18 protein-coding genes and 1 pseudogene are annotated in these 23,580 nt (G+C 61.4%); 12 read left to right on the forward strand and 7 right to left on the reverse strand.

Annotation, left to right across the window (positions count from 1 at the left end; translation table 11 throughout):
• Nucleotides 1-10 precede the first annotated feature (10 nt).
• Both ABDW49_RS27350 and ABDW49_RS27355 read right to left on the reverse strand, forming a co-directional pair.
• A complete protein-coding gene (locus tag ABDW49_RS27350) occupies nucleotides 11-1,210 on the reverse strand; it encodes a GGDEF domain-containing protein (RefSeq protein ID WP_343616977.1) in 1,200 nt (399 codons plus the stop codon).
• Between the two features lie 542 nt (nucleotides 1,211-1,752).
• Nucleotides 1,753-2,751 carry a ShlB/FhaC/HecB family hemolysin secretion/activation protein gene (locus ABDW49_RS27355; protein WP_343616979.1) on the reverse strand — a complete coding sequence of 333 codons (999 nt, stop codon included), beginning with the start codon at nucleotides 2,749-2,751 and terminating at the stop codon, nucleotides 1,753-1,755.
• A 220-nt stretch (nucleotides 2,752-2,971) separates the two neighbouring features.
• On the opposite strand from ABDW49_RS27355, the pseudogene ABDW49_RS27360 reads away from it, so the two are divergent.
• Nucleotides 2,972-3,609, forward strand: a pseudogene (locus tag ABDW49_RS27360) (tyrosine-type recombinase/integrase).
• Between the two features lie 339 nt (nucleotides 3,610-3,948).
• On the opposite strand, the gene ABDW49_RS27365 reads toward ABDW49_RS27360, so the two are convergent.
• Nucleotides 3,949-5,424 (reverse strand): PepSY-associated TM helix domain-containing protein, encoded by a 1,476-nt coding sequence (locus ABDW49_RS27365; RefSeq protein ID WP_343616981.1) that lies wholly within the window; start codon nucleotides 5,422-5,424, stop codon nucleotides 3,949-3,951.
• Nucleotides 5,421-5,990 carry a hypothetical protein gene (locus ABDW49_RS27370; protein ID WP_343616982.1) on the reverse strand — a complete coding sequence of 190 codons (570 nt, stop codon included), beginning with the start codon at nucleotides 5,988-5,990 and terminating at the stop codon, nucleotides 5,421-5,423. The genes ABDW49_RS27365 and ABDW49_RS27370 overlap by 4 nt, the downstream gene beginning before the upstream one ends.
• Before the next feature lie 308 nt (nucleotides 5,991-6,298).
• On the opposite strand from ABDW49_RS27370, the gene ABDW49_RS27375 reads away from it, so the two are divergent.
• From ABDW49_RS27375 to ABDW49_RS27425, 11 genes are all read left to right on the forward strand, one after another.
• A complete protein-coding gene (locus tag ABDW49_RS27375; protein WP_343616984.1) occupies nucleotides 6,299-6,796 on the forward strand; it encodes a hypothetical protein in 498 nt (165 codons plus the stop codon).
• A complete protein-coding gene (locus ABDW49_RS27380) occupies nucleotides 6,793-7,521 on the forward strand; it encodes a siderophore-interacting protein (RefSeq protein ID WP_343616986.1) in 729 nt (242 codons plus the stop codon). The genes ABDW49_RS27375 and ABDW49_RS27380 overlap by 4 nt, the downstream gene beginning before the upstream one ends.
• 299 nt (nucleotides 7,522-7,820) lie before the next feature.
• Nucleotides 7,821-8,684 carry a tetratricopeptide repeat protein gene (locus tag ABDW49_RS27385; RefSeq protein ID WP_343616988.1) on the forward strand — a complete coding sequence of 288 codons (864 nt, stop codon included), beginning with the start codon at nucleotides 7,821-7,823 and terminating at the stop codon, nucleotides 8,682-8,684.
• 6 nt (nucleotides 8,685-8,690) lie between these two features.
• Entirely contained in the window at nucleotides 8,691-11,012 is a 2,322-nt protein-coding gene (locus tag ABDW49_RS27390; protein ID WP_343616989.1) for a TonB-dependent receptor, read from the forward strand.
• 4 nt (nucleotides 11,013-11,016) lie between these two features.
• Nucleotides 11,017-11,700, forward strand: a complete 684-nt coding sequence (locus tag ABDW49_RS27395) for a Fe2+-dependent dioxygenase (protein ID WP_343616990.1) — start codon at nucleotides 11,017-11,019, stop codon at nucleotides 11,698-11,700.
• A 5-nt stretch (nucleotides 11,701-11,705) separates the two neighbouring features.
• Nucleotides 11,706-12,509: a TonB family protein gene (locus ABDW49_RS27400; protein WP_343617421.1), complete on the forward strand. Its 804-nt coding sequence runs from the start codon at nucleotides 11,706-11,708 to the stop codon at nucleotides 12,507-12,509.
• Nucleotides 12,510-12,639: 130 nt separating this feature from the next.
• Nucleotides 12,640-13,506, forward strand: a complete 867-nt coding sequence (locus tag ABDW49_RS27405) for a helix-turn-helix transcriptional regulator (RefSeq protein ID WP_343616992.1) — start codon at nucleotides 12,640-12,642, stop codon at nucleotides 13,504-13,506.
• A 155-nt stretch (nucleotides 13,507-13,661) separates the two neighbouring features.
• A complete protein-coding gene (locus ABDW49_RS27410) occupies nucleotides 13,662-14,081 on the forward strand; it encodes a hypothetical protein (RefSeq protein WP_343616993.1) in 420 nt (139 codons plus the stop codon).
• Nucleotides 14,082-14,085: 4 nt separating this feature from the next.
• Entirely contained in the window at nucleotides 14,086-15,489 is a 1,404-nt protein-coding gene (locus tag ABDW49_RS27415) for an efflux transporter outer membrane subunit (RefSeq protein ID WP_343616995.1), read from the forward strand.
• An 11-nt stretch (nucleotides 15,490-15,500) separates the two neighbouring features.
• Nucleotides 15,501-16,652: an HlyD family efflux transporter periplasmic adaptor subunit gene (locus ABDW49_RS27420; RefSeq protein WP_343616997.1), complete on the forward strand. Its 1,152-nt coding sequence runs from the start codon at nucleotides 15,501-15,503 to the stop codon at nucleotides 16,650-16,652.
• 13 nt (nucleotides 16,653-16,665) lie between these two features.
• On the forward strand, nucleotides 16,666-18,231 hold the full coding sequence (locus tag ABDW49_RS27425) for a DHA2 family efflux MFS transporter permease subunit (RefSeq protein ID WP_343616999.1): 1,566 nt from the start codon (nucleotides 16,666-16,668) through the stop codon (nucleotides 18,229-18,231).
• 727 nt (nucleotides 18,232-18,958) lie between these two features.
• On the opposite strand, the gene ABDW49_RS27430 is transcribed toward ABDW49_RS27425, so the two are convergent.
• The 3 genes from ABDW49_RS27430 to ABDW49_RS27440 all read right to left on the reverse strand — a co-directional run bounded on the left by ABDW49_RS27430 (nucleotide 18,959) and on the right by ABDW49_RS27440 (nucleotide 23,437).
• The gene (locus ABDW49_RS27430) at nucleotides 18,959-20,077 is read right to left on the reverse strand and encodes a nucleoside hydrolase (protein WP_343617001.1); all 1,119 of its coding nucleotides are present in this window, start codon (nucleotides 20,075-20,077) and stop codon (nucleotides 18,959-18,961) included.
• Between the two features lie 11 nt (nucleotides 20,078-20,088).
• The gene (locus ABDW49_RS27435) at nucleotides 20,089-21,099 is read right to left on the reverse strand and encodes a nucleoside hydrolase (RefSeq protein WP_343617002.1); all 1,011 of its coding nucleotides are present in this window, start codon (nucleotides 21,097-21,099) and stop codon (nucleotides 20,089-20,091) included.
• Between the two features lie 70 nt (nucleotides 21,100-21,169).
• Nucleotides 21,170-23,437, reverse strand: a complete 2,268-nt coding sequence (locus ABDW49_RS27440) for a TonB-dependent receptor (RefSeq protein WP_343617004.1) — start codon at nucleotides 23,435-23,437, stop codon at nucleotides 21,170-21,172.
• Nucleotides 23,438-23,580: the final 143 nt, after the last annotated feature.

The raw sequence follows: 23,580 nt of genomic DNA on the forward strand, positions 1-23,580 counted from the left end.
TGCCAACAAATTATGATCCAAGCGGCAGCGGAGGCTGTCTATTGGGCCCGACTCTGGATCCGCGGACCTGATTGCGACCGTTCCGCTTGGCATCATAGAGCGCCTTGTCTGCCGCTTCGACGACGGTACTCCAATGCGATTGCCCGCGCTGTGACACCGCGTAGCCGATGCTCGCCGTGCACTTCAGGATGTCACTATCGGAGAAACTGAATTCCTGCTTCTCGATTGCCTGGCGAAGCCTCTCGGCGATGGCTTCGATTGCATTCGTCGCCTTTACGAGGTCCCGATGCTCATGACGGATCAGGACCATGAACTCCTCTCCCCCGATGCGCGCAAGCAGATCCTCCTCCCGCTTATGCCGCGCCAAGGTATGTGCCACGCCGACCAGTACCTCGTCGCCCGCCGCGTGCCCCCAATTGTCGTTTACGGCCTTGAAATGATCGAGATCAATGATGACGACAGCCATGTATCGCCCCTTGCGATCCACCGTTTCCACCCATTTCTCGCCTTCCGCCCACATCACGCGTCGGTTCGCAATCCCCGTGAGAGGATCCTGCCGGGCGTGGCGGATGAGTTCGGCATCCAGCTCCCGGCTCAGCATCCATAGATAGGTCGGTGTGATTGCCCAGGTCAGCAACAGGCGTGACAACAGTCCGAAAGTCGACGTCGGATCCGCCCCCGCGCCCATCGAGGGATGTGCGAACCACCAGCCAATCCTGAGCGCCAGCATGGCAGCCCAGGCCAGATGGAAGAGACTTGACGAGCGTGCGGCCAATCGGCTGGCCTCATCCGAGCATCGCCAAAGCATGGTTGCGGTCGCAATTGTGACAATCGCTCGCGCCCCGGCGCCGAAGGGCACCATGACCCGATAATTCTCGCCGCCGCTCAGGACGAGGCTGATCTCGACACTGGCGAGAACGGCCGCGGGCAGAAGCGCCCACAGCTCCCAGCCCAAACGCTGAAAATAGGCGGCCACCCCCAGCAGGGTCAACACGGTCCCAACGTCGATCAAGAGATTCCCGCAAAGTACCAGATAGGGGAAATCGATCCGTGCCGCTGGAAGCGCGAGGACGCAGAAGCCGGATCCAATCAGCGCATAGCCGATCCCCCAGTGTAGCAGGCCCTTGTTTCTTGGCGGGTTCAGCCGACTGGCCCAGGAGGCGATGAATATCGCCGAGGACAAGAGTGCGAGCATCGCATTGACGAGCAAGAGCGTTCCAGCATGCAGAATGTTCGCGGCAGGTATAATGCTTCTCCATGAAATACTTCACTTGGCCCATTGGACTCGGTTGGGCGCGCAGCGGACACAGCCTGAGCCCAGGCGGTGCCGTATCGCGATTTGCTGTAATTCAGGTTAAACTGGCATTTTGCGACGCCGCCGATCTTTGACCCAAATCGGCACCGGATTTCCTCTCCCCGCGCTCCAAAACCAGCGGCTCATGCGTTGTTCCGGTGACCAATGACGCTGAGCCAAGCCTTGCTATGCGATACTGAACCTGGAGGGCTGTCTGGAACGGGGGAAAGGGCTGAACGACGCCTGACGTCCCGCTTCAGCCCATCGGCAGGATCGCGCCGCTAAGCTAAATGTCCTCGCTCAGGCCGCCGATCGATCGGAGCGGGGGCGCGTCGGCTGAAATCATGCCCTTCCCGGCACAGCCGGCGCGCTTATGGCATCGCTGGCACCCTGATCGTTTGCGATAGGAAGGCGGCACCTCAGCGCGACAATAGCAGGCGACCGATTAGCCTCCGCGTCTAAACAAAAGGCCACATCCTGACTGCTATCACCAGAACCAAGGTAAGCGGTGCTCTGGCGCTACCTTGCAGGTTCTGCTGATTGGGGCAGATGAGGATCGCCAGACCCTGACTCACCGTGCTGCCCAGCGACCAGACCGTTTTCTTGCCCGCCCATGAGTAGCCCGCCGCCACGCGCATGGTGCGGATATGGTCGCTGGAGGCGACGGTGCCGAACAGGGCGGAATCGCTGTTCAACACATCTAGCCCGACGCTGACGGTCAGGTTCTTGCGATAGCTCCGGATCACCGGATAGCTGAGCGAGGCGCCGCCCACCACCGCATGGCCGCGCAGATTGTATGCGGGGACGTCTGTTTTCAACCATGCGCCGGAGAGAGTCAGCTTCAGCCCATTATGGCCCAGCGGAGTGGCGCGGCTCAGTGCGGTGGAGATAAAGCTACGGAAGTTGCGGGCCACCATCACATTTAGCTTGGTCTCATCGCCGTCGCGCAGCAGGCTGTCCCCAGAAATTGTGGCGTTGAACTGCCCCTGGCCCAGCAGTTGCGAGCGGCTGTTGTCATAGGCCAGCGAGCCGTCGATAGGCTTGCGCTTCATCTTGAGCGACAGGATCACCCCGCCCGGCTGTCGCCCGCGCGGCAGATCGACGGTGACATTCGCCCCGGCGATATCGCGCATCAGGGACAACTCCCGCTCAAGCGCCGAGCGGCGCAGCGGCTTCATCCCCAGCAGATGCTGCGCATAGGTACGGATCACCGGGGTCGAGCCATCGGGATAGGTGATCCCCTTGATAAAGCCCTGCGCCACGCGCACGATCACCCGCCCGCCGGACAAGTTCTGGCCCTGAATGGCAACGGTGTAGAGCACCACATCGCTGGTGCCATAGGCATCCGACATGGCCACCGCCAGTCTCTCCAGCGTGTCGCGCCTTGCGGGCTGGTCCACGAAACGCTCGGCGGCATGGGCAACGGGGGTCGGGCTGATCGCGCCCGGGCTGGACATCCGGTTTCGTCGTCGGAAGCCGCCGTTCAGGGCAACATGTGCGAACGACGCATTGTGGTCGGAACTTGCCGGTGCTGGATGGCGGACGTTGCCCCCCGCGAGGGCCGCCGTTTGAGGCTCAAGCTGGGCCCTTCAAAACTGCCTTACGTTCATCATTTTTTTCTCGAACGAACGAGGCACAATCTCGACAAGAACGTCATGACCTCTCCGTAGAAAGACCGTGGAGATGCCTGTAACCAAACTCACCGCCGCCAAACACCCGGTTTGGAATGCCGGAAGGGCCGTAGGCGCAAAGCGGGCCATTAAACCGAAACAGATCTGGGAGATCCGTTTGTCCCTCAATCAGCGCCGCCGCCTGCGAAATCGTGGACTGTACGATCTCGCGATCGACAGCAAGCTTCGGGGCTGCGACCTGGCGCAGATGAAGATTGATCGGCGACCTTGTCAGCGGCAGGGCAGATCCGAACGTGAGCAATCGTTATGCAGTAGAAAACAGGCAGGCCCGTTCAGTTCGAACTGCTGCCCGACGCTCGGGCGAGCTTGCTGGCATGGCTCGAGCGCCGCAGCGGCCCGGTGGACGATTATGTGTTCCCAAGCCGGGTTGATGACAATGGACACCTAAACACACGACAGTATGCTCGGCTTGTCGACGAATGGGTGACAGGGGGCGCCCTGATGCGAAGCGAGTATGGCAACCACTCGCTTCGCCGAACGAAGGCATCGATCATCTACAGGGCAACCGGCAACCTAGGGGCTTTCCAGATGCTTCTCTGCCATAGCAAAATCGAGAACACAGTGCGCTATCTCGGGATCGACGTGGAGGACGCGCTTGCTCTTGCCGAAAACACAGAAATTTGAACCTATCGGCACCGGTGTCCGGCGACAGCCGGTCATGGTCGCTGGGACAAACCCGCCGGTCGACGCCGCGACTAACATCATCCAGTTACGCCCACAAGCAGACATTTCAACAGGTCGCTCGCTCGCGCGCCCCTTGATTTTTAGAAAGCCAGTCCGAGCAATCATCTGTATGATTTGAAAATTGACTATTTTTAGCAAGATCGAGGAACCTGCGACTCCCTTCCTGCCGAGTAAGTCCGGACTTGGAAGGTGGCCCAAAGCCTTATATTGCAGGTTCACAAAAAGTGGACATTTTAACAGAGGCAACACATGCTTCTATGCTGGAACAGCTGGGAAACCTCAACGCCTCGGCAGAGTAAATCCCACCATGATTGCACTGATTAAAATCATTCCGTCGATTGGCCAGGATACCAAGATGGCTTCGGAGTCACGCCAGATCCAAAGATGTGACACCACCACGACCGCAAGCACGGACGCAAGCGCAATTCGCAACCAGCGATCCAGACGATCTTGCGCCCCTCGGAAAGCTGCGGCCAGCAATGTTGCTGCGCTGACGAGGACCCAAACCAGGGTCGGCGCTATGGCGCCGGTGCTCACCAGCGCAATCCAGACGGCAAGCGCAATACCGAGCGGCTGTCCCCATTTGACAGCGATCCACAGCCGCTCGAAGGTCGGAGCCGGACGTCCCTTGTCGCGTCGACGCTCGAGCCAGACCCGGGCGCCGGTTGATGTTACCACGCAGAGCACAATGCCCAGAAGGCCATAAGCAATCTTGACCCCGAGCCCCCCGAACCATCCATAATGCACAGGCTGGGTTGCCAGCAGAAGCTGTTGCGGGGCCGAGAAGGGGGGCGCCACGCTGGAGTAGATCTGCCGACCATCACCGTCGAACACGAAACGAGCCGGGGCGAGCAGCGGGTTCGCCTCGCGAAGACTGATCCCGATCTGCTGGCCGCGCGTTCCCGGCTGTTGAATATCGAGCGTGTCCATTGTGGCCATCGGCATCGCTAGGCGAGCCTGCGCGATCAAGGGTGCGATCGGCGGCAAAGGCTGTGGGCGCCTGTCATGTTTTGGGAAGGGCCCCGCCAGATCAGCGAATGCCTTGCCCATATCGCCCCGATAGGTCGTGGTCGCCACACCGGCGAACATGAAAAAGAAGAGCGCAATGAAGGCGCCCGTAAATGAAATGATCAAGGCAAATGGCAGCGCCCATGTGCCCAGTCGGTTATGCATATCAGCAAGCTGGAGCCGGCGCGCACCGCCCAGACGCAACTTGAAGGCATCCTTGAACATACGCGCATGGGCGAGCGTGCCCGAGATGATCAGGCAGAGCAGCGCCATACCCGACAGGCCGATGATGACCGTGCCAACGCCCAAGGGCAGGTGAAGCCCGGTATGAAGCTCGGCGATAAAGGAGGTGGCCGGATGACGCGCTTCGATCACGAGGCGGCCATATCCATCGGCATACCAATCGTGACCGCCCTTACCCTCATGTCCACCGGCAGAGACAAGCATTTGAGGCCGATCTTGCGTCGGCAGGGTGATCGTGATGGATGAAGCCGCATCGGTGGGCGCCTTCTGCCGGATTTGCGTAATGGCGGTATCGATCGCCTGGGGCGCAAGCTCGGTAGCAATGGGTAGCAGCGGCTGCTCCCAGCGCTGAAGTTCATGTTCGAAGACGGCAAGAGTGCCACTCAGGCAGATCAGATAGATGAGCGCACAGAAGCTCAGGCCCAGTGCCGAATGGCCCGCCAACAATGCCGCAATCCAGGTTTTCGCCGGCCGTGCGGTCGAGGTTGTCGTCTTCTTGTTCATGCCAGTAGGCTCCTTGCGACCAGACCACCTGCGGCGACCAGCGTGCCAAGCATTCCGTAAAGAGGACGCGACAGAACGCGATCGCTAAGCATCCAGATGGCAAATCCCGCCCACAGCAGGGGTACGAGCAAGAGCCCGGCCGCGAAGCGATCTGCCGCCGAAGCCGATGCGATCCCGGCCAGACCGGCGCCCAGCGCGTTGGCCGTGATGGCGGCCAGCAACACGGCGGAAAGGCCGCGGACCCAGCCTCGCCATCGCTTGCCATGTCGCTCCACCAGTTCGACCGCCCGCAATTCGACCGCCTTCTCCGGCTTGCGCTCCGCGCGAAGTTCCGCGCCAGAAACGACGATGAACAGGCCGATAAGGCTGAATGACAAGAGTGCGACGATGGAGCCAGAGGCAGCGCCCAACGCTTCTATCGCCGCCGTGAGCGCCAATCCCCACAAAGCGAGCGCCGCAAGGCTCCAGCGCCACGCTCGGCTGCGAGGCGCATTTGCCCACTTCAGCATCGAGATTGAAGCCGCGCACAAAGTCCAGGCCGCAATCAGCAGAATGATCTTCGACATTGTGCACCCTTGGCTATTGCGACCGCAAGTCAGTCGCATCAGATCGCTATAGCCAAGGCTGGCAGATATGACTTTATCGATTCCGCCAGCGCACATCGACAGACTGCCAAATTGACTGGCTCAATTGAGCCCTGGCGCGGGATCAGCATCCGGATCGGCGGAACGCCTGGCAGAACATCAAAAGTCTTTGGCGAGGTTGCGCGATGTCTGCGCGCTCCAGTTTGCTATGTCGGTGGCGAAAATCGCTCGTAATAGCGCGTTGCCCCCTTTCCGCGATCAGCACAAAAGCCCGGCGGTGCAGGAGGCTGTTGAAGAAGCGCCAGTTCGAAAGGTTTTGTCATTTGTTTCAAGGCAAGGTCATAGCGCTGAAGAGCCGACACAGCACAGAACGTCTGCTCATCGCGGCGCTGCGCCATTTGGCGGCGCCACAACCTGGCCCCGCTCGCGGCAAAGACCTGCTTCGTGAGGCCGGCACCAGCGAGCGCGGCATCTCTACCTTGTCGGCGCTGATGACCTTGTTGCCGAGATCCCTGCCCATCGTGCGCCTGCATGACATCGCCTCGCCTTTCGTTTCCGAGGGCGAGATTTTCATCCTTGGGGAGTTGGCGCTGCGCCAGCGCACCAAGCCTGAGCCGATGCGCGGCGGTGCTCGTTGGCCAATCGACCTTGAGCCCGCACTCAACCTGCTGTTCGAGGCTGCGGCCCGGGCGCTGGCGGATGCCGGGCTAGTCATTTTTCACCGCACGATCTTTTCCGCTCTGCAACGCGCGCATGACCAAGTGCCCCGTCGAGGAATAATGCCATGAAAGAACAACCCGTTTCGCCCAAAAACGCCGACCGCCAGCTTGGCGTGATCAGCAAGGCGCTCATCAGGCTGCTGATGCGTAATGCACGCGTAAGCGCATGCGAATCGCTCGGATCGCGATTCCGACTCATCACGCTTGAGGGCGAGGAACTACGCCACGTGTCCTGGTCCGCTGGGGAGAAAATTCAAATTTCGCTTGGTTCGGCATTTACCAACCGGACCTATACACCGCTCAATTGGGATGCACCTGCTGGCACCACCCGGATCCTCGTCTTCGCGCATGGAGAGGGCCCGGGCAGCGCATGGGCACTCAATGTCAAGGTTGGCGACCCATGCCATCTCTTCGGCCCGCGGCGCTCACTGGATCCGTCTTCTCTGCCGGCCAACCTTATTCTCTTTGGCGATGAAACATCGCTAGGCCTTGCCAAGGCTTTGCAGGAGACGCGGCAGCCTGGCACTTTGCGCACGATCCTTGAAGTGGACTCGGTTGACGAGACTGGCTCAGTCGTCACTGCCCTCGCCCTTCAGAACGTCGAGCTTATCACGCGCGGCGCCAGCAACACGCAAACTGCCGCAGAGCCAACCGACATGGATTGCGGCTTCCTGCTCACCGGGAAAGCACAGTCTATCCAGGTCCTTCGAACAGACTTGAAGGCAAGAGGCATTCCGGTTTCCAGCATCATAACCAAGGCTTACTGGGCGCCCGGGAAGCGGGGGCTGGATTGAGTCAGGCGGAAGGGTGTGGGGGGGTATGATGGCCATGCCCCCACCCTTCCCGGCGCGGTTGGCAGCTTTGCGATATGATTTGGCGAGATCGCCTTATGCCTCTTCAGCAACAAGGCCTATGAGGCGTTAATGCGAGGCATTATTAATTAGACGCGCCCCGCTTGAAGGGGATACGTCATGCATCGCTTATTCACTTTCAGGGCCAGCCCAAAAGCAGGGCTTTGCGCGTGAGAGGCGATGTGTCTTCATCCGCTCAGATCCGGCTACAACCGGTCTTGCTTGACACGAACGCGCTTGAAATGCGCCTTGCCGCTAATCCGCGCGAAGCCGTCAGCGCAATCCGCACCGCCGCGCAGCGCGAGATTGCGGCTGCCCAACTCGTCTATGGCCAACTGCTGCTTGATGGCCGCGGCGTGAAGCGCGATCCCGTCGCTGCGCTGGCCTGGTTTGAACGCGCCGCCGCGCAAGGCGAACCCGAAGCCTGGAACATGGTCGGGCGTTGCCATGAGAAAGGCTGGGGCACGCCGCAGGACTATCGCCGTGCGATGCCCTATTTCGAGCGCGCCGCCGCGCTCGGCCATGTCTGGGCCAAGGTCAATCTCGCCCAAATCCTGATGCGGCTGGGCGACCCCGCTGACCGGCCCCGCGCCTATCATCTGTTCGAGGAAGCTGCCGGGGTTGGTCATCTCAAGGCGATCAATTCCCTCGCCCGATGTCTTGAGGAGGGCTGGGCCGGGCCTGCCGATCCACGCCGCGCGGCGGTTCTCTATCGGGTCGCGGCCGAGCGCGGCGACCATTGGGCAAAGTTCAATCTTGCCACCTTGCTCTATGCCCAGGGCGCTCATGACGAAGCATTTCATTGGCTTAACCGCTGCATCGAGAAAAGCGATGATGGGTTTCGCGGTCGCATCGCCGCAGTGCTGCTCGACCATGCCGATGGGCGGCTACGAGCCATCGGTCTCGATGCTCTTGCACGGCGTGCGCCATGCCAGGCGCCACCCACCTCTCACGAACCGGAGCCAAGCCGCTGGGCACTGCTCAAACGATGGGCCCGGCGCATGAACCCTTTCAAGCCGCCGGGCAGGCGAACCTTATCCCCCCCAAGCCTAGCCGCGCCCCATGTTCATCGCGCTCCACGCGCCTTCTTCCTAATCCGAGGTTAAACCCCGATGCAGTCGTCATCTCTTCGTTCCCACACACTCGCCACCGCGCGCAACAGCCTCTCGGCCTCATCAATTTCCGCGGGCCTCGCCACTGGGCTGATGCTGCTTGGTGCGGGCAAGGCGCAAGCCCAGGACAGTTCGCCGCCTGCCGACAAGCAGGACGCCCCCGTCCAGCTCGGCCCGGTTCGCGTGCGAGCGGATAACGAAACGGGCAACAGCCCCAACACGCTCCACCATGGGACCCAGCTCGATCGTCTTCCTGGAGACATCCAGGGCACGCCGCAAACCATCACGGTCATCCCTCAGGCCGTGATCGAACAGCAACAGGCGACCACGATCGACCAGGTGCTGAAATATGTACCCGGTGTTACGGTCGCGACCGGTGAAGGTGGCGGCGGCATGAACGGCGATGCCTTCCGCATCCGTGGTTTCGATGCCAAGGGCGACGTCTACGTTGACGGCCTGCGCGATTTCGGCGCCTATGTGCGCGATTCCTTCGCGGTCGAGAGCGTCGAGGTGTTCAAAGGATCGACCTCGGAAAGCTTCGGCAACGGATCGACCGGCGGTGTCATCAATCAGACCAGCAAGACAGCGCATCTGGGTGACAGCTACGGCCTGAGCGGCACGCTCGGCAGCGGCCTTCAGAAACGCATTGTCGCCGATGTGAATAAGCAGATCAACGACACGACTGCGGTGCGCGTCGTGGGCATGTGGCACGATCAGGACATGGTTGATCGCGACCATATCTATGCCAAGCGCTGGGGCGTGCTCGCCTCGCTCGGATTGGGTCTCGGGACTTCAACGACATTCACGCTCAATTATATGCACCAGCATGACGACCGTCGCCCCGACATGGGCGTGCCGATCCCGATGCCTCCGGCCGGCTATACTGGTTACACATTGCCCGTCACCGAATATGGCGTGCCCAAGAACAGCTTCTTCGGCAAGGAATCCGATCGCGACCTGACCAATGTTGATATGGTGACCGCGCGTTTCCATGCAGAGGTCAATGACTGGCTGACCCTCTCGAATGATACGCGCTGGGCGCGCTACACGCGGTGGATGGCCTTCACGCCGACCATCTGCGGCACGGGCTTTGGCGGCTTCGCGAATTTCGGCACCTGCTCCACCGATGTGCTCGCCGGCAATCTGAACACGGCCTATACGGTCTGGCCCGTCGTCGGCGACACGCAGACCAGCACCGGCGGCCAGAACATCACGACGGCCACGGCAAAGTTCGCGACCGCCGGCATCAAGCATGAACTGATTGCCGGCATCGATGCCTATTATCAGAACAACCTCTTCGGCAGCCTGACGGGTTCAAGCCCGCGCAGCGGCGGCACGCTGCTCAATCCCGATTTTTCCAATCCCCCCGGTTTCACGATTTCCCCGGCGAGCGGGCAGGTCCGCGCTCGCGCATGGGATGTCGGACTTTTCGCCAGCGATCAGGCCTGGCTCACACCGACCCTGTCTGTCATCGCCGGCCTCCGCTGGGACAGCTACACCGCAAAATCAACGACACAGGCCACAGACGGCAGCTTCCCGCCCTACACCAAGAGCGTCACGCATTTCCTCAGCCCGAAGGCCTCGCTGAATTGGGAGCCGACACCGGGTCAGCACTATTATTTCAGCTATTCACGATCTTTCACCCCGGCCGGTCAGAACGTCACCTGTGAGGGCACCGTCTCTGCAAGCACTCCCAATCTCCAGCCTGACAAGAACTATACGCTTGAACTCGGGGGGAAATGGAGCCTGATTGGCGAGCAGCTCGGGGCGACCGCTGCCCTGTTCCGCACCATCAAGAACACAGGCAGCTATAGCGATCCGCTGACCGGGGCCTCGGTGCCAAGCGGTGAGCGGGATCGGGTGCAGGGCATCGAGCTGGGCCTGACCGGCAAGATCACCAAGGCGTGGGAAATCCAGGCATCCTATAGCTATTACGACAGCAAGATCCTGGTCGGGGCGCCGCTCAGCGTCTTCGTTCCCGTCGATACCACCGGCAATCAGGTGGCCTATGTCTCCAAAAACAATGCGGCGGTGTGGACGAGCTACGACATCGCCCCGCTCATTCGCGGCCTGCCGGGCAAGTTGCTGATCGGCGGCGGCGCCAATTACCGCAGCCACTATAATGCGGATCCCTCCCAAATCTACCGGATATCGGGTGCGACGACTTTCGACGGTATGATCTCCTGGGAGGACAATCGCTATAAAGTGACGCTCAACGTGACCAATCTCACCAACGCGCTCACCTACACATCCGCCTTCTTCTATCGTGCCGAGGTGGCGCCGGGCCGGGCCTTTACCGGAACCGTCGCCGTGAAGTTCTGACGTTATGGTGGTCGAGATACCGGACGTGCTGACTAAGTCCGAACTCGCCGAGGTCCGTCGCATCATTGATGCGGCGGAGCTTGTCGATGGCCGCGAAACGGCCGGCGAGCTGGCCGCGCAAGCCAAGCGCAACCTGCAACTGCCGCAGGAAGGGCAGGCCGCGCGCGAGGCAGGGGAAATCATCCTGAAGGCGCTCGGCCGCAATCCGCTGTTCAACAGTGTTGCGCTGCCGCTGCGCGTCCTGCCGCCGCTGTTCAACCGCTATGAGGTTGGGATGGCCTTTGACGCGCATGTGGATGGCGCGGTGCGGGCGATGCCCTCGGGGGGGCCAAGGATGCGGGCGGACGTCTCCTCCACGCTCTTTCTTACCGACCCCGCGGATTATGATGGCGGGGAGTTGCTGATCGAACACGCCTATGGGACGAGCAGCGTCAAGCTACCCGCCGGCTCGATGATCCTCTATCCGGCGGGCAGCCTCCACCGGGTCAGTCCGGTCACGCGCGGCGCGCGGACCTCAGCCTTCTTCTGGACGCAGTCGATGCTCAAGGACGATGGGTTGCGCTCACTGCTCTATGATCTGGATATGGCCATCATCGAGGTGAGGCAGCAACTGGGGCATGACACACATGGCACGCTCAGCCTGACCGGCGTCTATCACAACCTGCTGCGCCGCGCGATTGAGTTGTGACACCGATGCTTGCTCTGGACAGACAGGATTCCGACATCGCGCCTGACACGGCATTGGGGCCGGTGGAGCCGGTGCCGATGATCCCGGCCATGCCCCCCGCCCCGGCGCATTATGGGCAACAGGCGGACCGCAAACGCTTTGCCGCCGCCTTTTCCAAGACCGCGCTGATCCATATTGCGGCTTTGCTGGCCTTGCTGACCTGGCATGTGGCGACCGACATGCCGCCATCGAAGCCGCATCTGACCGTTACCATGCTTCCGGCCAGCCCGCCCGCGCCCCCGGCGCCGAAGCCCGTCCGGCAGGAGAAGGTGAAGCCTGTCACCAGCAAGGCTCCGGCCATGCGGCCAGTCCAATCGCCGCAGCTTCCCCCAGCACTGGCGGCTGTCGTGCCGGTGGCGCTCGCTCCGGCCGCCGTGGCTTTGGCGCCACCCATGCCCTCGCCGCCGCCGATGCCGGTGGCCGCATCCGCTCCTGCCGCCACGCCGCCGAGTCCGCCAGTGAGCACAACCGGCAAGGATAGCTGGGAAGCCCGCGTGGTCGCGCGCCTCGAAAGCCTGAAGCGCTATCCGCCTGCCGCGCGCAGTCGGCGCGATCAGGGTGTCGCGAAAGTTCGCTTCCGGGTCAATCGTCAGGGACACCTGCTATCCTCGTCACTCGAAAGCTCATCGGGAAGCCGCTTGCTCGATCAGGAGGCTCTGGCGACGGTGGCTCGCGCGCAGCCCTTTCCCCCCATTCCTGCTGGCCGTCCTGACGAGATCGAGGTGGTTGTGCCGATTGAGTTTTTCCTGGGCAGGCATCCGAACGATTAACAGTGGACAATACGTCGTCGGATTGAGCGATATCGCCAGAATGTTTCGCAATGCCGCCAAGCAGTTGAGAATCGTTCGCATTTCCGAAGGAGTTCTGGCAGATAGAAGGCTGCTCCCTTGGACTGGAACGATGCAACGCGACGATTATGAAATCTTTGAGCCCGAGGAGATTCCTCGGCCCGTTTCGGCGGTGGGGATGGAGCTCTTCACCGAAGGCTTCGAACAGCCGCCCCATCAGCATCGCAAGGCGCAACTCATCCTGGCAGTCCGTGGTCTCATCACATGTGAGGTGGCACAGGGTCTGTGGATGGTTCCGCGCCAGTGTGCACTGTGGATCCCCGGTGACATGGAGCACAGCGTGCGCTGCGTCGGCGACCTTGAGGTCTACACGCTCTTCATCGATCCCGAACTTGCTGGCAATCTCCCTATGGAGTGCAGCACCTTCTCGACCGGGCCGCTGCTGCGCGAATTGCTGATCGCGGTATCCCGCCTCCCCTCGCTTTATGATGTCGATGGTGCTGATGGTCGGCTTATTCAGACCATGCTTGACCAGCTCGAGCGCGCGCCCATGGGCAGTCTGCATCTGCCGATGCCGATCGACCCACGGCTGAGAACTATAGCCAAGGCCCTCTTGTCCGATCCCGCCAATTGGACGACGATCGGGGAATGGGCGCGGATCGTTGCCATGAGCGAACGCAGCCTGTTCAGGCTCGTCATGAGCCAGACCGGCATGAGTTTCGGGCGTTGGCGGCAGCAGTTCCAGGTGATGTTCGCGATCGAGCGACTAACCGAAGGCGCTTCTGTCCAGACGGTCTCCTTCGATCTCGGTTATGAAAGCGCGAGCGCTTTCATAACCATGTTCAAAAAATTGATGGGGCAACCACCGGGACAGTTTTTGGCCGCGCGGCGCAATGGGTCTCCCCCCGCAGGATCGCAACAGAGCAAACCCAAGCTCATATCGACGATGACGGAGGCTCAGCGGGCGCTGGGGCTGTGATGCTCAACCCCGGCCGTTCCGGTGAATCATTGCTCGGCGTTCCACGAACGTTGAAGATTGGCAGTTTCGATGAATCATCTGCCAGAGTCGCAAAATCCAACATGTCATTCACAGCCTATGTAGGCTTGGTAGGATGAACTTGTTGGATCCAGACCATGCTGATTGACGACGCACAATTTCCGCTCGTGCATATGCACTATAATCGCGCAGATGCGCGTGGCGATGAAGTAAGCTTCCAGCTATTCGAAGATCTTTTGGGGCGAGGCAAGCCTTTTGTGCTGATTGGCCTTGGCGCGGCAGCCGAGCAAGTTCAGTCCAATGAAGAGCGAAAACAGCTGACAATGTGGATGAAGCGCAATCGGAAAGCGCTCAATAAATATGTCCTGGCCATGGTGTATGTCGAACCGAGCCCGGCAAAGCGCTTCCTCGCCAAAACCTCTGCTCCCATTTTTCAGAAGTTCTGGGGTTATCCAATCCTCGTCTCTGCTTCAGAAGGGGAGGCCGAAGGCATCGCCGCACGGCTGCTCGCCGGCGAGCAGCCCGCTCAAATCGAGGCGGAGCGGCCCGATGCATAAAGGCATGATCTGGACGACGCTCGGCTTGGCAGTGCCGCTCCTCGCGGGCTGCGCAACCTTGCCCAAGCAAGGCGCGGCGCCGCCGATGCGGTCGGCGAGTGCCTTTGCAAGCGCCGCCAGTCTGGCGGCGCCAGAAGCATCCTGGCCATCAGATCGTTGGTGGGATGGCTTCGGCGATCCGCAACTCACGGCGCTCATCGAAGAGGGGCTGTCATCCGCCACCGATCTGCGCGTCGCGCAGGCACGGTTTGATCGGGCCAACGCGCTGGTGCGAGAAACCCGAAGCCGACTGCTGCCATCGCTCCAGGCTAATGGAGAGATTGGCGGCACCAAGCAGAGCTACAACTATCTCATCCCACGTTCGTTCGCGCCCCAAGGCTGGCAAGACTACGGCCAGGCCACGGCGCGGCTCGATTGGGAGCTGGATTTCTGGGGACGGAACCGGGCGGCGATCGCCGCGGCACGCTCCGACGCTGCGGCAGCCCAGGCGGAGGCGGCGGAGGCACGCCTGGTCCTGTCGGCCGGCATTGCCGCTGCCTATGCCGATCTCGCCGATCTTTTCGCGCAAGCCGATGCCGCGAAACGCGCCGTCGAAGTGCGGCAACGCACGCTCGAATTGATGGACGGACGACGAACTCAGGGGCTTGAAAACGCCGGTGCAGTCGATCGGGCGCGTTCAGCGCTTGCCGTCTCTCAAGGTGAGCTTGCCACTCTGAACGAAAACCTCTCGCTCACACGCAATAGGATCGCGGCGCTGCTCGGTGCCGGCCCCGACCGGGGCCTTGCCATCACGCGGCCGACCGCCCGCGCGGCCGAGGATTTTGGCCTCCCCGCCAACTTGCCGGCCGACCTCATCGGGCGCCGTCCCGACATCATCGCCGCGCGGATGAGAGCGCAGGCGGCTGCAAGCCGGGTCAAGGAAGCGCACGCGGCTTTCTATCCGAATGTCAACCTTGCCGGGCTGATCGGCCTGCAGTCCCTCGGCATTGGCGATCTGGTCAAGTCCGGCTCCACTTTCGGCACGGTCGGACCGGCGGTCAGCCTGCCGATCTTCGAAGGGGGCCAGCTTACAGGTGCCTTTCGCGCCGCTGAAGCCGACTATCGCGAGGCGGTTGCGAACTATGACGGCGCACTCACCCAGGCACTGCGTGAGGTTGCCGATGCCGCGGCCAGTGAACGTGCCCTCGCTCAGCGCATAGCCATGGCAGAAGAAGCCGAGCGCGCCGCATCGGCGGCATGGACTGTCGCCAACAATCGCTACCGGGGCGGACTTGCCACGTCGCTTGACGTGCTGGTGGCCGAAGATGCGCTGATCGATGCACGGCGCAACCTCGCCACGCTGCGCAACCGCCGCTTCGTCCTCAATGTCGCCCTTATCCGCGCGCTCGGCGGCGGCTTCCGTTCCTGAAGGATCTCCCGATGTCCACTCAAACCCTGACCGTTTCCGCTTCTCCGGCCATCGAAACGCCAAATGACGCTTCCATGAAAGCCAAGCGCCGCAGGATGTTCACCATTTTCGCAACGACAGTGGCTGGCTTGGGCGCTCTCTATTGGGCCTATGACCATTTTATCGCGTCGCGCCACGTTTCCACCGATAATGCCTATGTCGGCGCCAATGTCGCGCAGGTGACGCCGCTGGTCAGCGGTCCGGTGAGCGAAGTGTTGGTTGATGACGCACAGCGGGTGAAGCGGGGCGACGTCCTTGTGCGGCTCGACGATACGGATGCCCGCCTCGCCCTCGCGCGTGCCAACGCCGAGCTTTCGCTGGCTGAGCGCCGGGTTCGGGGGCTGGTTGCGACCGACAGCGGACTCGGCGCCCAAGTGAGCGCCCGCGCCGCGGACCAGGCACGCGCCGCAGCTCGCCTTGTTGCATCACGTGCCGATCTTGCAAAGGCGAAGATCGATCTTGACCGCCGCGAAGCGCTCGCGCCATCCGGCTCCGTCTCCGGCGACGAGTTGACCGTCGCGCGCAACGCTTTCAGCACCGCCACCGCCAATTTGAAGGTCGCGGAGGCCGAGAACGCGCAGGCACAGGCCAATAAAACCTCTGCCTTGGGCAGTCGTGATGCCAATCTCGCCTTGATCGCCAATGCCGCACCTGATGCCAACCCGGAAGTGCTGGCCGCACGCGCCGCGCGCGATCAGGCGCTCGTTGATCTTGAACGCACGGTGGTGCGGGCACCCGTCGATGGCATCGTTTCACGTCGTCAGGTCCAGGTCGGACAGCGCGTGCAAGCGGGCGCGACGATGATGGTTATCGTGCCGGTGCAGGCAGCCTACGTCGACGCCAACTTCAAGGAAGGGCAACTCACCCGCGTCAAGCCGGGACAGCGCGTCACGCTCACCTCCGATCTTTACGGCGATGGCGTTGAATATCACGGACGGGTCATCGGCTTTTCCGGCGGCACCGGTGCTGCCTTCGCGGTGGTCCCCGCCCAGAACGCCACGGGTAACTGGATCAAGGTGGTTCAGCGCCTGCCCGTGCGGATTGCGCTCGATCCGAAGGAACTGGCCGATCATCCCCTGCGGGTCGGACTGTCGATGAGCGCCACCGTGGATCTCTCGAACTAAGCGGAAAACGCATATGACGGACGATATGACCGACACTGGCGCCGCACCTGATGTGGCAGAGCCTGTGGCCAAACCCCTCGCCGGCGCAGCCCTCATGCTCGCCGCCCTGATGATCGGGCTGGGCAACTTCCTGGTCGTGCTCGACACGACTATTGCCAATGTCTCCATCCCGCATATTGCCGGTTCGCTCGGCGTATCGGTGACGGAGGCGACTTGGGTCATCACATCCTACGCCGTTGCTGATGCCATCACCGTACCGCTGGCGGGCTTTCTCGCCCGGCGCTTTGGCGAGCAGCGGGTGTTCACTTTGGCATTCATGGCCTTTGGCTTCTTTTCCTTGCTGTGCGGGCTGTCCCGCTCGCTCGATATGCTGATCGGGGGCCGCGTGCTGCTGGGTCTTGCCGGGGGCATGATCATCCCCCTGTCGATGACACTGCTGCTGCGCGTCTTCCCTCCAGAAAAAGCAACGCTCGCAACCATCATCTGGGCGATGACCACCACGGTCGCGCCGATTGCCGGGCCGATCCTGGGCGGCATCATCTCCGACAATGCCGGTTGGCAATGGATATTTTTCCTCAACGTGCCGGTCGCGGCCCTTGGCGCCGCGGGCCTGCTCTATCTGCTGCATGGACGGCGCGAGGCGACGGCCAGGGCGCCGATCGACATGGTCGGCCTCGTTCTTCTCGTCATCTGGGTCGCCTCGCTGCAAATCCTGCTGGACGAGGGGCGCAATGTCGACTGGTTCGCGGCCACCGAGATCCGCGTGCTGGCCGTCATCGCGGCGATTGGTTTCGGGGCGTTCCTGATCTGGGAGCTGACCGAAGAGCATCCCATCGTGAACCTGCGTGTCTTCCGGCATCGCGGTTTCATCGTGGCTTCCGTCACTTATGCCATGAGCTTTGCCGCCTATTTCGCAACGGTGGTCCTGATCCCGCTCTGGCTCCAGCAGAATATGGGCTATACTGCGACCTGGGCCGGCTATGCGACCGGCATCATGGGGATCTTCGCGGTGCTGACCTCACCGGCCATCGGCGCGGCGGCGGCCAAGATGGATGTGCGTCTGCTCATCTCGATCGGGATCGCGGGCATGGCGCTCATCTCGCTTTGGCGCACCACCTTCACGCCTGATATGACCTTTCTTCAGATGGCCTGGCCCATGCTGCTGACGGGCCCCTTCCTGATGATGTTCTTTATTCCTGTCACTGGCTTGTGCATCGCAAGCGTTGACCCACACGAACATGCCGATGCCGCGGGCATCTCCAATTTTCTGCGCACGCTGACCGCCGCCTTTGCCACGTCGCTAGTCCAGACGGGTTGGACCAATGCCGCAAGGTTCAATCAGGCCGAACTGGTCGGAGCCATGCAGCAAGGCCCTTCAACGATCGATGCATTGGTCACATCGGGCCAGTCGCTCGAAACGGCGACCACCTTGCTGACCAATACCGTTGAAAGTCAGAGCGTAATGCTCGCCACGCTCAACATGTTTACCGTCGTGGCACTATGCCTTGCCTTCACCGGGGTGTTGATCTGGCTGGCCCCCAAGCCCCAAGGTCCAATCGATACAAGTGGCGGACATTAAGGTGGAGCTTCGCCGAAGCCTCATATTCGGTCGAGGTAGGCCGAATAATCTTACTCAAGCTTTATTTACGCTGGCCGTAAGGTTCGTTTACCACCTCCATCTATCGACAACGCTCAACGGGAAGCCGCACAAAAATTGATCCATTTGATGCTCGCGTTCACCCAGGAATGGGAGCTCTCCGTCAGTGGTCCTTGAGGATTCCGGAGATTGGCTGATGTGCGGCCCAGCAGGCCGGTTGAACCGAGGTAGGCCCGGTTTGCCGAAGCACGTCCGCCGGCGCCGCGCTGGACTGATCGCTCACCGATGAGTCGCTTTGAGAACTGCTCGAACCAGTGCCTGGTTGGACCGGGGATCTTCTATGCCGGTGATGAAGCATCAATCTATCTTGGCCTTATCGGCCTTCAGTTGCTGGAGGAGGCGAGCAAATAGCCGGCGCCGAAATCATCGATTCCGACGGCAATACCTTGGCTCTACAAGCGCGACTGCCGCGCTTGCAAGATTAGCAAATGCACCGAGATATCCGCAGTGATCTCGATTTCCAGGCAGGCGGGCGGCACCTCGTAGTACCGGTCCATACCTACAAAGGCCGCTAGTAAGGCCGCCGCTTCAGCGGCCGCAAAGGCCTCTCTGATTCCCCACTCACATCATTAAAATCCGCCAAAATGAATGATGCTCACCGGTAGGCCTGGAGGTAACAGGGAGCCGCCCCCTTCCTTTGGGTCTGACCTCAATGGTGCGAGAGCAAACTGAGGATAAGCGTCTCCACGCGCTCTGCAGCAATGGCGCGGATCACCTGAGCCTGCTGCTCGCCCGAGCCGGGTTGATAGCCCGGGCGCCAGGAGAGCATGTCACCGTAACCAGGTCCGAACTGACTGTTGAAGTCGATGAACAGCGTTTCCTTCTCAGTCACCAGTCCGGGGTCGAGCCAGGCGGCAGCCGCAATCTCATCCCACAGGGGAAAGCCGGGCTGCATCTGACCAAAAACGGGGCCTAGAGCAGGCCGGGCCGCTTTCGACAGTCTGGCCAACAGGTCGGGGGAAAGCTGGGTAGCCGTGGAGGGATCGACAGGAACGGCCGTGATCGCCCTCCAAGGGCCGCGCGCGACGATGCTGGCCGCCTCGGGATCGAAACGGATATTGAATTCGCGGCGCGGGGAATTGGCATATTCGCGCGCAAAATCGGCGGCAGAGCGAGTGCTGAGCAACTGACGCGGGTTCAGGCTGCCGCCCATGAACACCAGTTCCTTGGCCAGCCTGGCAAATTGCGGGTCCAGCCGCTGGGCCAGCGCCAGATTCGTCAGAGGGCCGCATGCGATGATCGTGACCTGCCCCGGATATTTGTGCACCATGCGAATGAGGAAATTGGCCGCGACCTCATCCAGCGGTTTGGTCCTGGGGTTTCCTTCCGGCAGATCGACGGGATCATCAGGGCCATGATAGGCTGGCGCGGCCTGCACGGTGGGCTCGACCCACTGTTTCATCCACGCCCCCTTCCAGGTCAACTTGCCATACAGCGCTTCCCACCGGGTCGTCAGCACTTCGGAGTTGAGCAGGGGATCGGTCGCGCCCTGCACAACCGGGACATCGCTTCGTCCCATCAACTCCAGTCCGCGCAGGTCCTTGGCGGTCACCCGATTGGCCCAGATGTCGCCGGACACGGAGGTGAGGCCAAGCACTTCGACGTCCTTGGCTCCCAGCAGCATCATCTGCAACAGGCCAAAGCCATCGTCATCGATGATGACCCTGCGCCTTGCCTCATCCGCCTGAGCGGGCAGGCCAAGGCAAGTAGCGACCAGAGCCAGCAGCCACGCCGTCAGGGAGGCGCGAGTGAACATCCGAAATATCATCTCACATTCCCTTACTGGTGCGGAGCATTGATGCCCGCCTCGGGCGCCAGCGCGTTGATGATCAGCTTTTGTGCCCCGTCCTCATGCAGGGCGAGGCAGGCCTGCACATTGGGCTTGCCACTGAGGGTGCGCGTATAGCCCTTGCCATCCACAGCGATACGCAAGGGCGTGGCCGGGCAAAGACCGGGGTCGATCAGCCAGGCGACGGGGATCACATCGAACAGGGTGGGCGTGATCTGCCCCCAACTGTTGTTCAGACGCCACTGATGATAAAGCAGCGTGATCGCATCGGACTGCGCCGATCCATAGGCGAAGAGGCGATCGCGCCGCACCTCGTCGAATTTGAGCTGGGTGGAATCGAGCGGGAACATCGCCAGCGAAACGCCGCTGGCCAGCACGGCGGAGAGCGCGGCGGGCGCGACGGCAATATTATATTCCGCATCGGGCACCGGATTGGGAATCACGCTGCCCTTTTCATACCCCATATGGACCGAGCCACCCATGAAGGCGATCTGCTTCAGCTTGGGCAGCACATCGGGGTAGCGCTGGATCAGCGCCTGAAGATTGCTCATAGGCGCCAGTTCGATCAGCGTGATCTGACCCGGGTGTTGGCGGACCTGCGCGGCGATGAAGGCGATTGCATCGGGCGCGGGCGCCTTGTCCTTCGCACCTTGCGCCCAGCGGTCCTGCGTGAAAGGGGTGGAATCTGGCGTAACGACGCCTTCGCCCAGCGGGATGTCCGCGCGGCCCGCAGCCGCCAGCAGGCGGCGCAGCAGCAACACTCGCTTGTGCGTATCCCCCCAGGCCGAGGTGATGCCCAGCACCTGGAGGCGCGGGTCTGAAATGGCCAGCCCAACGGCAAATGCATCGTCGATATCATCGCCGATGTCCGTGTCAATGATAACGGGGATGGGTGTGACAAGGCCAGCCGGGGCAACTTGCGCCCGCGCACTTATGGCGCCCAGCACCAGCATGGCTCCGCCCAATGCCTTAAAGACCTGTCTTCGCAGCGATACAGTCATTGTCAGCTCCAAACAGCCGCGCCACCCGGCATGGTCGGGTGGAGCGGTGCACACAGTCAGACCTTAAAAGTCAGAACTTGGCGGTGAACTGGCCCCCCACGATGACCGGGTCATTGATGAAGGCGGTCAGATTGTCGAAGTCGATGCCGCCGACCATGCGGATCTGGTTGAGGCAGTTACGGCAGAACACCGAGGCATCATATTTGCCATGGTTCCAGGTGTAACCCGCACGCAGGCCCAGATTGGCGAAGGACTGACCAGTGAACTCCTTCGATTCATACAGGAAGAAGTTGATCTGGCTCCGATAGGCGAGGTCCGAATTGAAATAGACCGACTGCCCGTCGCCCACCGGCTTCCGGTAGGTCAGCGAAGGATCCACCGTCCAGCGTGGGGCTTGGGGCAGCGGATTGCCATTGATATAGGCATTGCCAGTTGCATTCACCGGATTGATAACCGTGCAGGAAGCGCAAACGCCCACCGTCAGCGTCGGATCCTCGATCTTGGTGAAATTGTAGCTGGCGGCCGTCGCAAAGGTCAGCTCGTCAGTGATATGCGCCTCGAACTCGACTTCGGCGCCATAACCGATGGTCTTTTTGGCATTAAGCAGGCGGGTAGAATTGTCGGTGCCGCCCACCGCCGTCAACTGCTGGTTGGACACATTGTAATAGAACACATCGGCGTTCAGCTTGACGCGGCGGTCAAACAGCAGCGACTTGAAACCGATTTCACCCGAATTGTTAACCTCGGCCTTGGCCACCTGGATACCCACGGTGGACGAGGGCGCACCAAAGCTGGGCGCGCGGAAACCATTGGCGTAGCGGGCATAGACCTTGACGTCCGGAGCCACGGTGTAAGTGGCGCTGAAATCGCCGCTGACATTGTTGGCCGTGGCAGAGTCGAAGGTGTTGACGAAGCTCTGGTTCAGCGCGGAAATGACGTTGAAGGTCTTGTGGTCATGCGTGAAACGCAGACCACCGCGCAGTTCCAGTCGAGGCACGGGCTTGTAATCAAGCGAGGCGAAAGCGGCGAAGGCGTTGTTGTGCTGGCGCGAGATGTTGTTGTCAGTCACCGTCACGCCAAGCTGGTCGAAATCATAGCTGGGCGCGGTGGCCTTGTCGTCGAAGTAATAGATACCGGCCAGCCAGTTGAGCGGGCCGGAATAGTTCGACTGGGCCCGCACTTCCTGAGTCAACTGCACATGGCTGCTCAGGCCGCCGCCGGTTTCCACCGCGAAAGGAATGCCGACAACCGTACCATTCGGCTTGGTCACCGTCGGGCCCATGGTGTTTTCATAGGAGGCGCCATAGCCCCCGTCGATGTCGCCCTGGGTGTAGTAGTTGAGGATCTGCTCATAACCCGTCACCGAGGTGATGGTGATCGGGCCGGTGGTCCAGTTTAGCCTGGCGCTACCGCCGATGCTGCTGAACTGCTGGGTGTTCTTGCCATCGGTGTAGATGGTGGAGGGGTTGAAGCCAGGGACCAGATTGTTGGTGCCGGGCTGGACGATGTTGGCGCGGAACAGGCGCGCCGAACCATTCAAATCACGGCCATGGAAGTTGAACAGAGCGCTGAAATCGCTGCTGGGCTTGTAGAGCACCTGGATGCGCCCGGCGAAATCGTCGTAGCCTTCAAGCTTGGTGTTGTTGATCGGATCATGCACCCAATTGTCACGATGCTGCTCCTGCGCGGAGAGGCGCACAGCCCAGTCGTTGCCGATGGGCACGTTGAGCATGCCTATGGCATTGAGGGTGTTGTAAGTACCATCCGACAGGCTGATGCTGCCCGACGTTTCGCCCAGCACCGGTTTGGCTGACTGCACCTGCACGACACCAGCGGGCGCATTGCGGCCAAAGAGCGTGCCCTGCGGCCCGCGCAGCACTTCAACGTCGGCCACGTCGAACACCGGGAAGCCCTTGAGCGCCGGATTTTCCTGCACCACATCGTCATAGACCAGCGAGACGGGCTGGGAGGCGAAGGAGGAGAAATCGGTGTTGCCATAGCCGCGAATGTAGAAGCGAGGGAAGGTACGACCGTTGGAGGATTCGATGTTCAGGCTGGGCACGGTGTTGGCCAGGGCCCGCACGTCGCCGCCCGCGCTGAAGATCGTCTGGATCTGCGTCGGCGTGATGACCGAGGTGGCCACCGGAACATCCTGCACGTTCTCGGAGCGCCGCGTGGCAGTCACCACCAATTCGGTCACCTGACCGGAGGCATCCCTTTGCGCGCCAGGTTGGTCGGTGGCAGGCCGTGCAGCCGTGGATGCCGTCTGCGCCAACACCACCTCCGCATGGCCACCCACCGCCAGTACCGCCAGTATCGAGCCGAGGCCACTGGACATACGGCCCCGAATCCTTGAAAATTTCCTCATGGTATTCCCCTTGAAATGGCCAGCCCGTCGTTTGCCCACGGACCTCTTTTTTGCACTCACGCCAAGCCGCTTCCAATCCTCCCACTACCCCGGAAAGGGCGAAAAGAGTGGCG

It is taken from the genome of Novosphingobium sp., from assembly GCF_039595395.1.
Taxonomy (GTDB): domain Bacteria; phylum Pseudomonadota; class Alphaproteobacteria; order Sphingomonadales; family Sphingomonadaceae; genus Novosphingobium.

Excerpts from the sequence above, each read along its gene's own strand:
- ABDW49_RS27410 (WP_343616993.1), top strand. The coding sequence starts at position 13,662 with ATGCTGATTGACGACGCACAATTTCCGCTCGTGCATATGCACTATAAT.
- ABDW49_RS27420 (WP_343616997.1), top strand. The coding sequence starts at position 15,501 with ATGTCCACTCAAACCCTGACCGTTTCCGCTTCTCCGGCCATCGAAACG.
- ABDW49_RS27400 (WP_343617421.1), top strand. The coding sequence starts at position 11,706 with ATGCTTGCTCTGGACAGACAGGATTCCGACATCGCGCCTGACACGGCA.
- ABDW49_RS27440 (WP_343617004.1), bottom strand. The coding sequence starts at position 23,437 with ATGTCCAGTGGCCTCGGCTCGATACTGGCGGTACTGGCGGTGGGTGGC.
- ABDW49_RS27405 (WP_343616992.1), top strand. The coding sequence starts at position 12,640 with ATGCAACGCGACGATTATGAAATCTTTGAGCCCGAGGAGATTCCTCGG.
- ABDW49_RS27385 (WP_343616988.1), top strand. The coding sequence starts at position 7,821 with ATGCGCCTTGCCGCTAATCCGCGCGAAGCCGTCAGCGCAATCCGCACC.
- ABDW49_RS27355 (WP_343616979.1), bottom strand. The coding sequence starts at position 2,751 with ATGTCCAGCCCGGGCGCGATCAGCCCGACCCCCGTTGCCCATGCCGCC.
- ABDW49_RS27395 (WP_343616990.1), top strand. The coding sequence starts at position 11,017 with ATGGTGGTCGAGATACCGGACGTGCTGACTAAGTCCGAACTCGCCGAG.
- ABDW49_RS27425 (WP_343616999.1), top strand. The coding sequence starts at position 16,666 with ATGACGGACGATATGACCGACACTGGCGCCGCACCTGATGTGGCAGAG.
- ABDW49_RS27415 (WP_343616995.1), top strand. The coding sequence starts at position 14,086 with ATGATCTGGACGACGCTCGGCTTGGCAGTGCCGCTCCTCGCGGGCTGC.
- ABDW49_RS27390 (WP_343616989.1), top strand. The coding sequence starts at position 8,691 with ATGCAGTCGTCATCTCTTCGTTCCCACACACTCGCCACCGCGCGCAAC.
- ABDW49_RS27365 (WP_343616981.1), bottom strand. The coding sequence starts at position 5,424 with ATGAACAAGAAGACGACAACCTCGACCGCACGGCCGGCGAAAACCTGG.
- ABDW49_RS27430 (WP_343617001.1), bottom strand. The coding sequence starts at position 20,077 with ATGATATTTCGGATGTTCACTCGCGCCTCCCTGACGGCGTGGCTGCTG.
- ABDW49_RS27380 (WP_343616986.1), top strand. The coding sequence starts at position 6,793 with ATGAAAGAACAACCCGTTTCGCCCAAAAACGCCGACCGCCAGCTTGGC.
- ABDW49_RS27435 (WP_343617002.1), bottom strand. The coding sequence starts at position 21,099 with ATGACTGTATCGCTGCGAAGACAGGTCTTTAAGGCATTGGGCGGAGCC.
- ABDW49_RS27370 (WP_343616982.1), bottom strand. The coding sequence starts at position 5,990 with ATGTCGAAGATCATTCTGCTGATTGCGGCCTGGACTTTGTGCGCGGCT.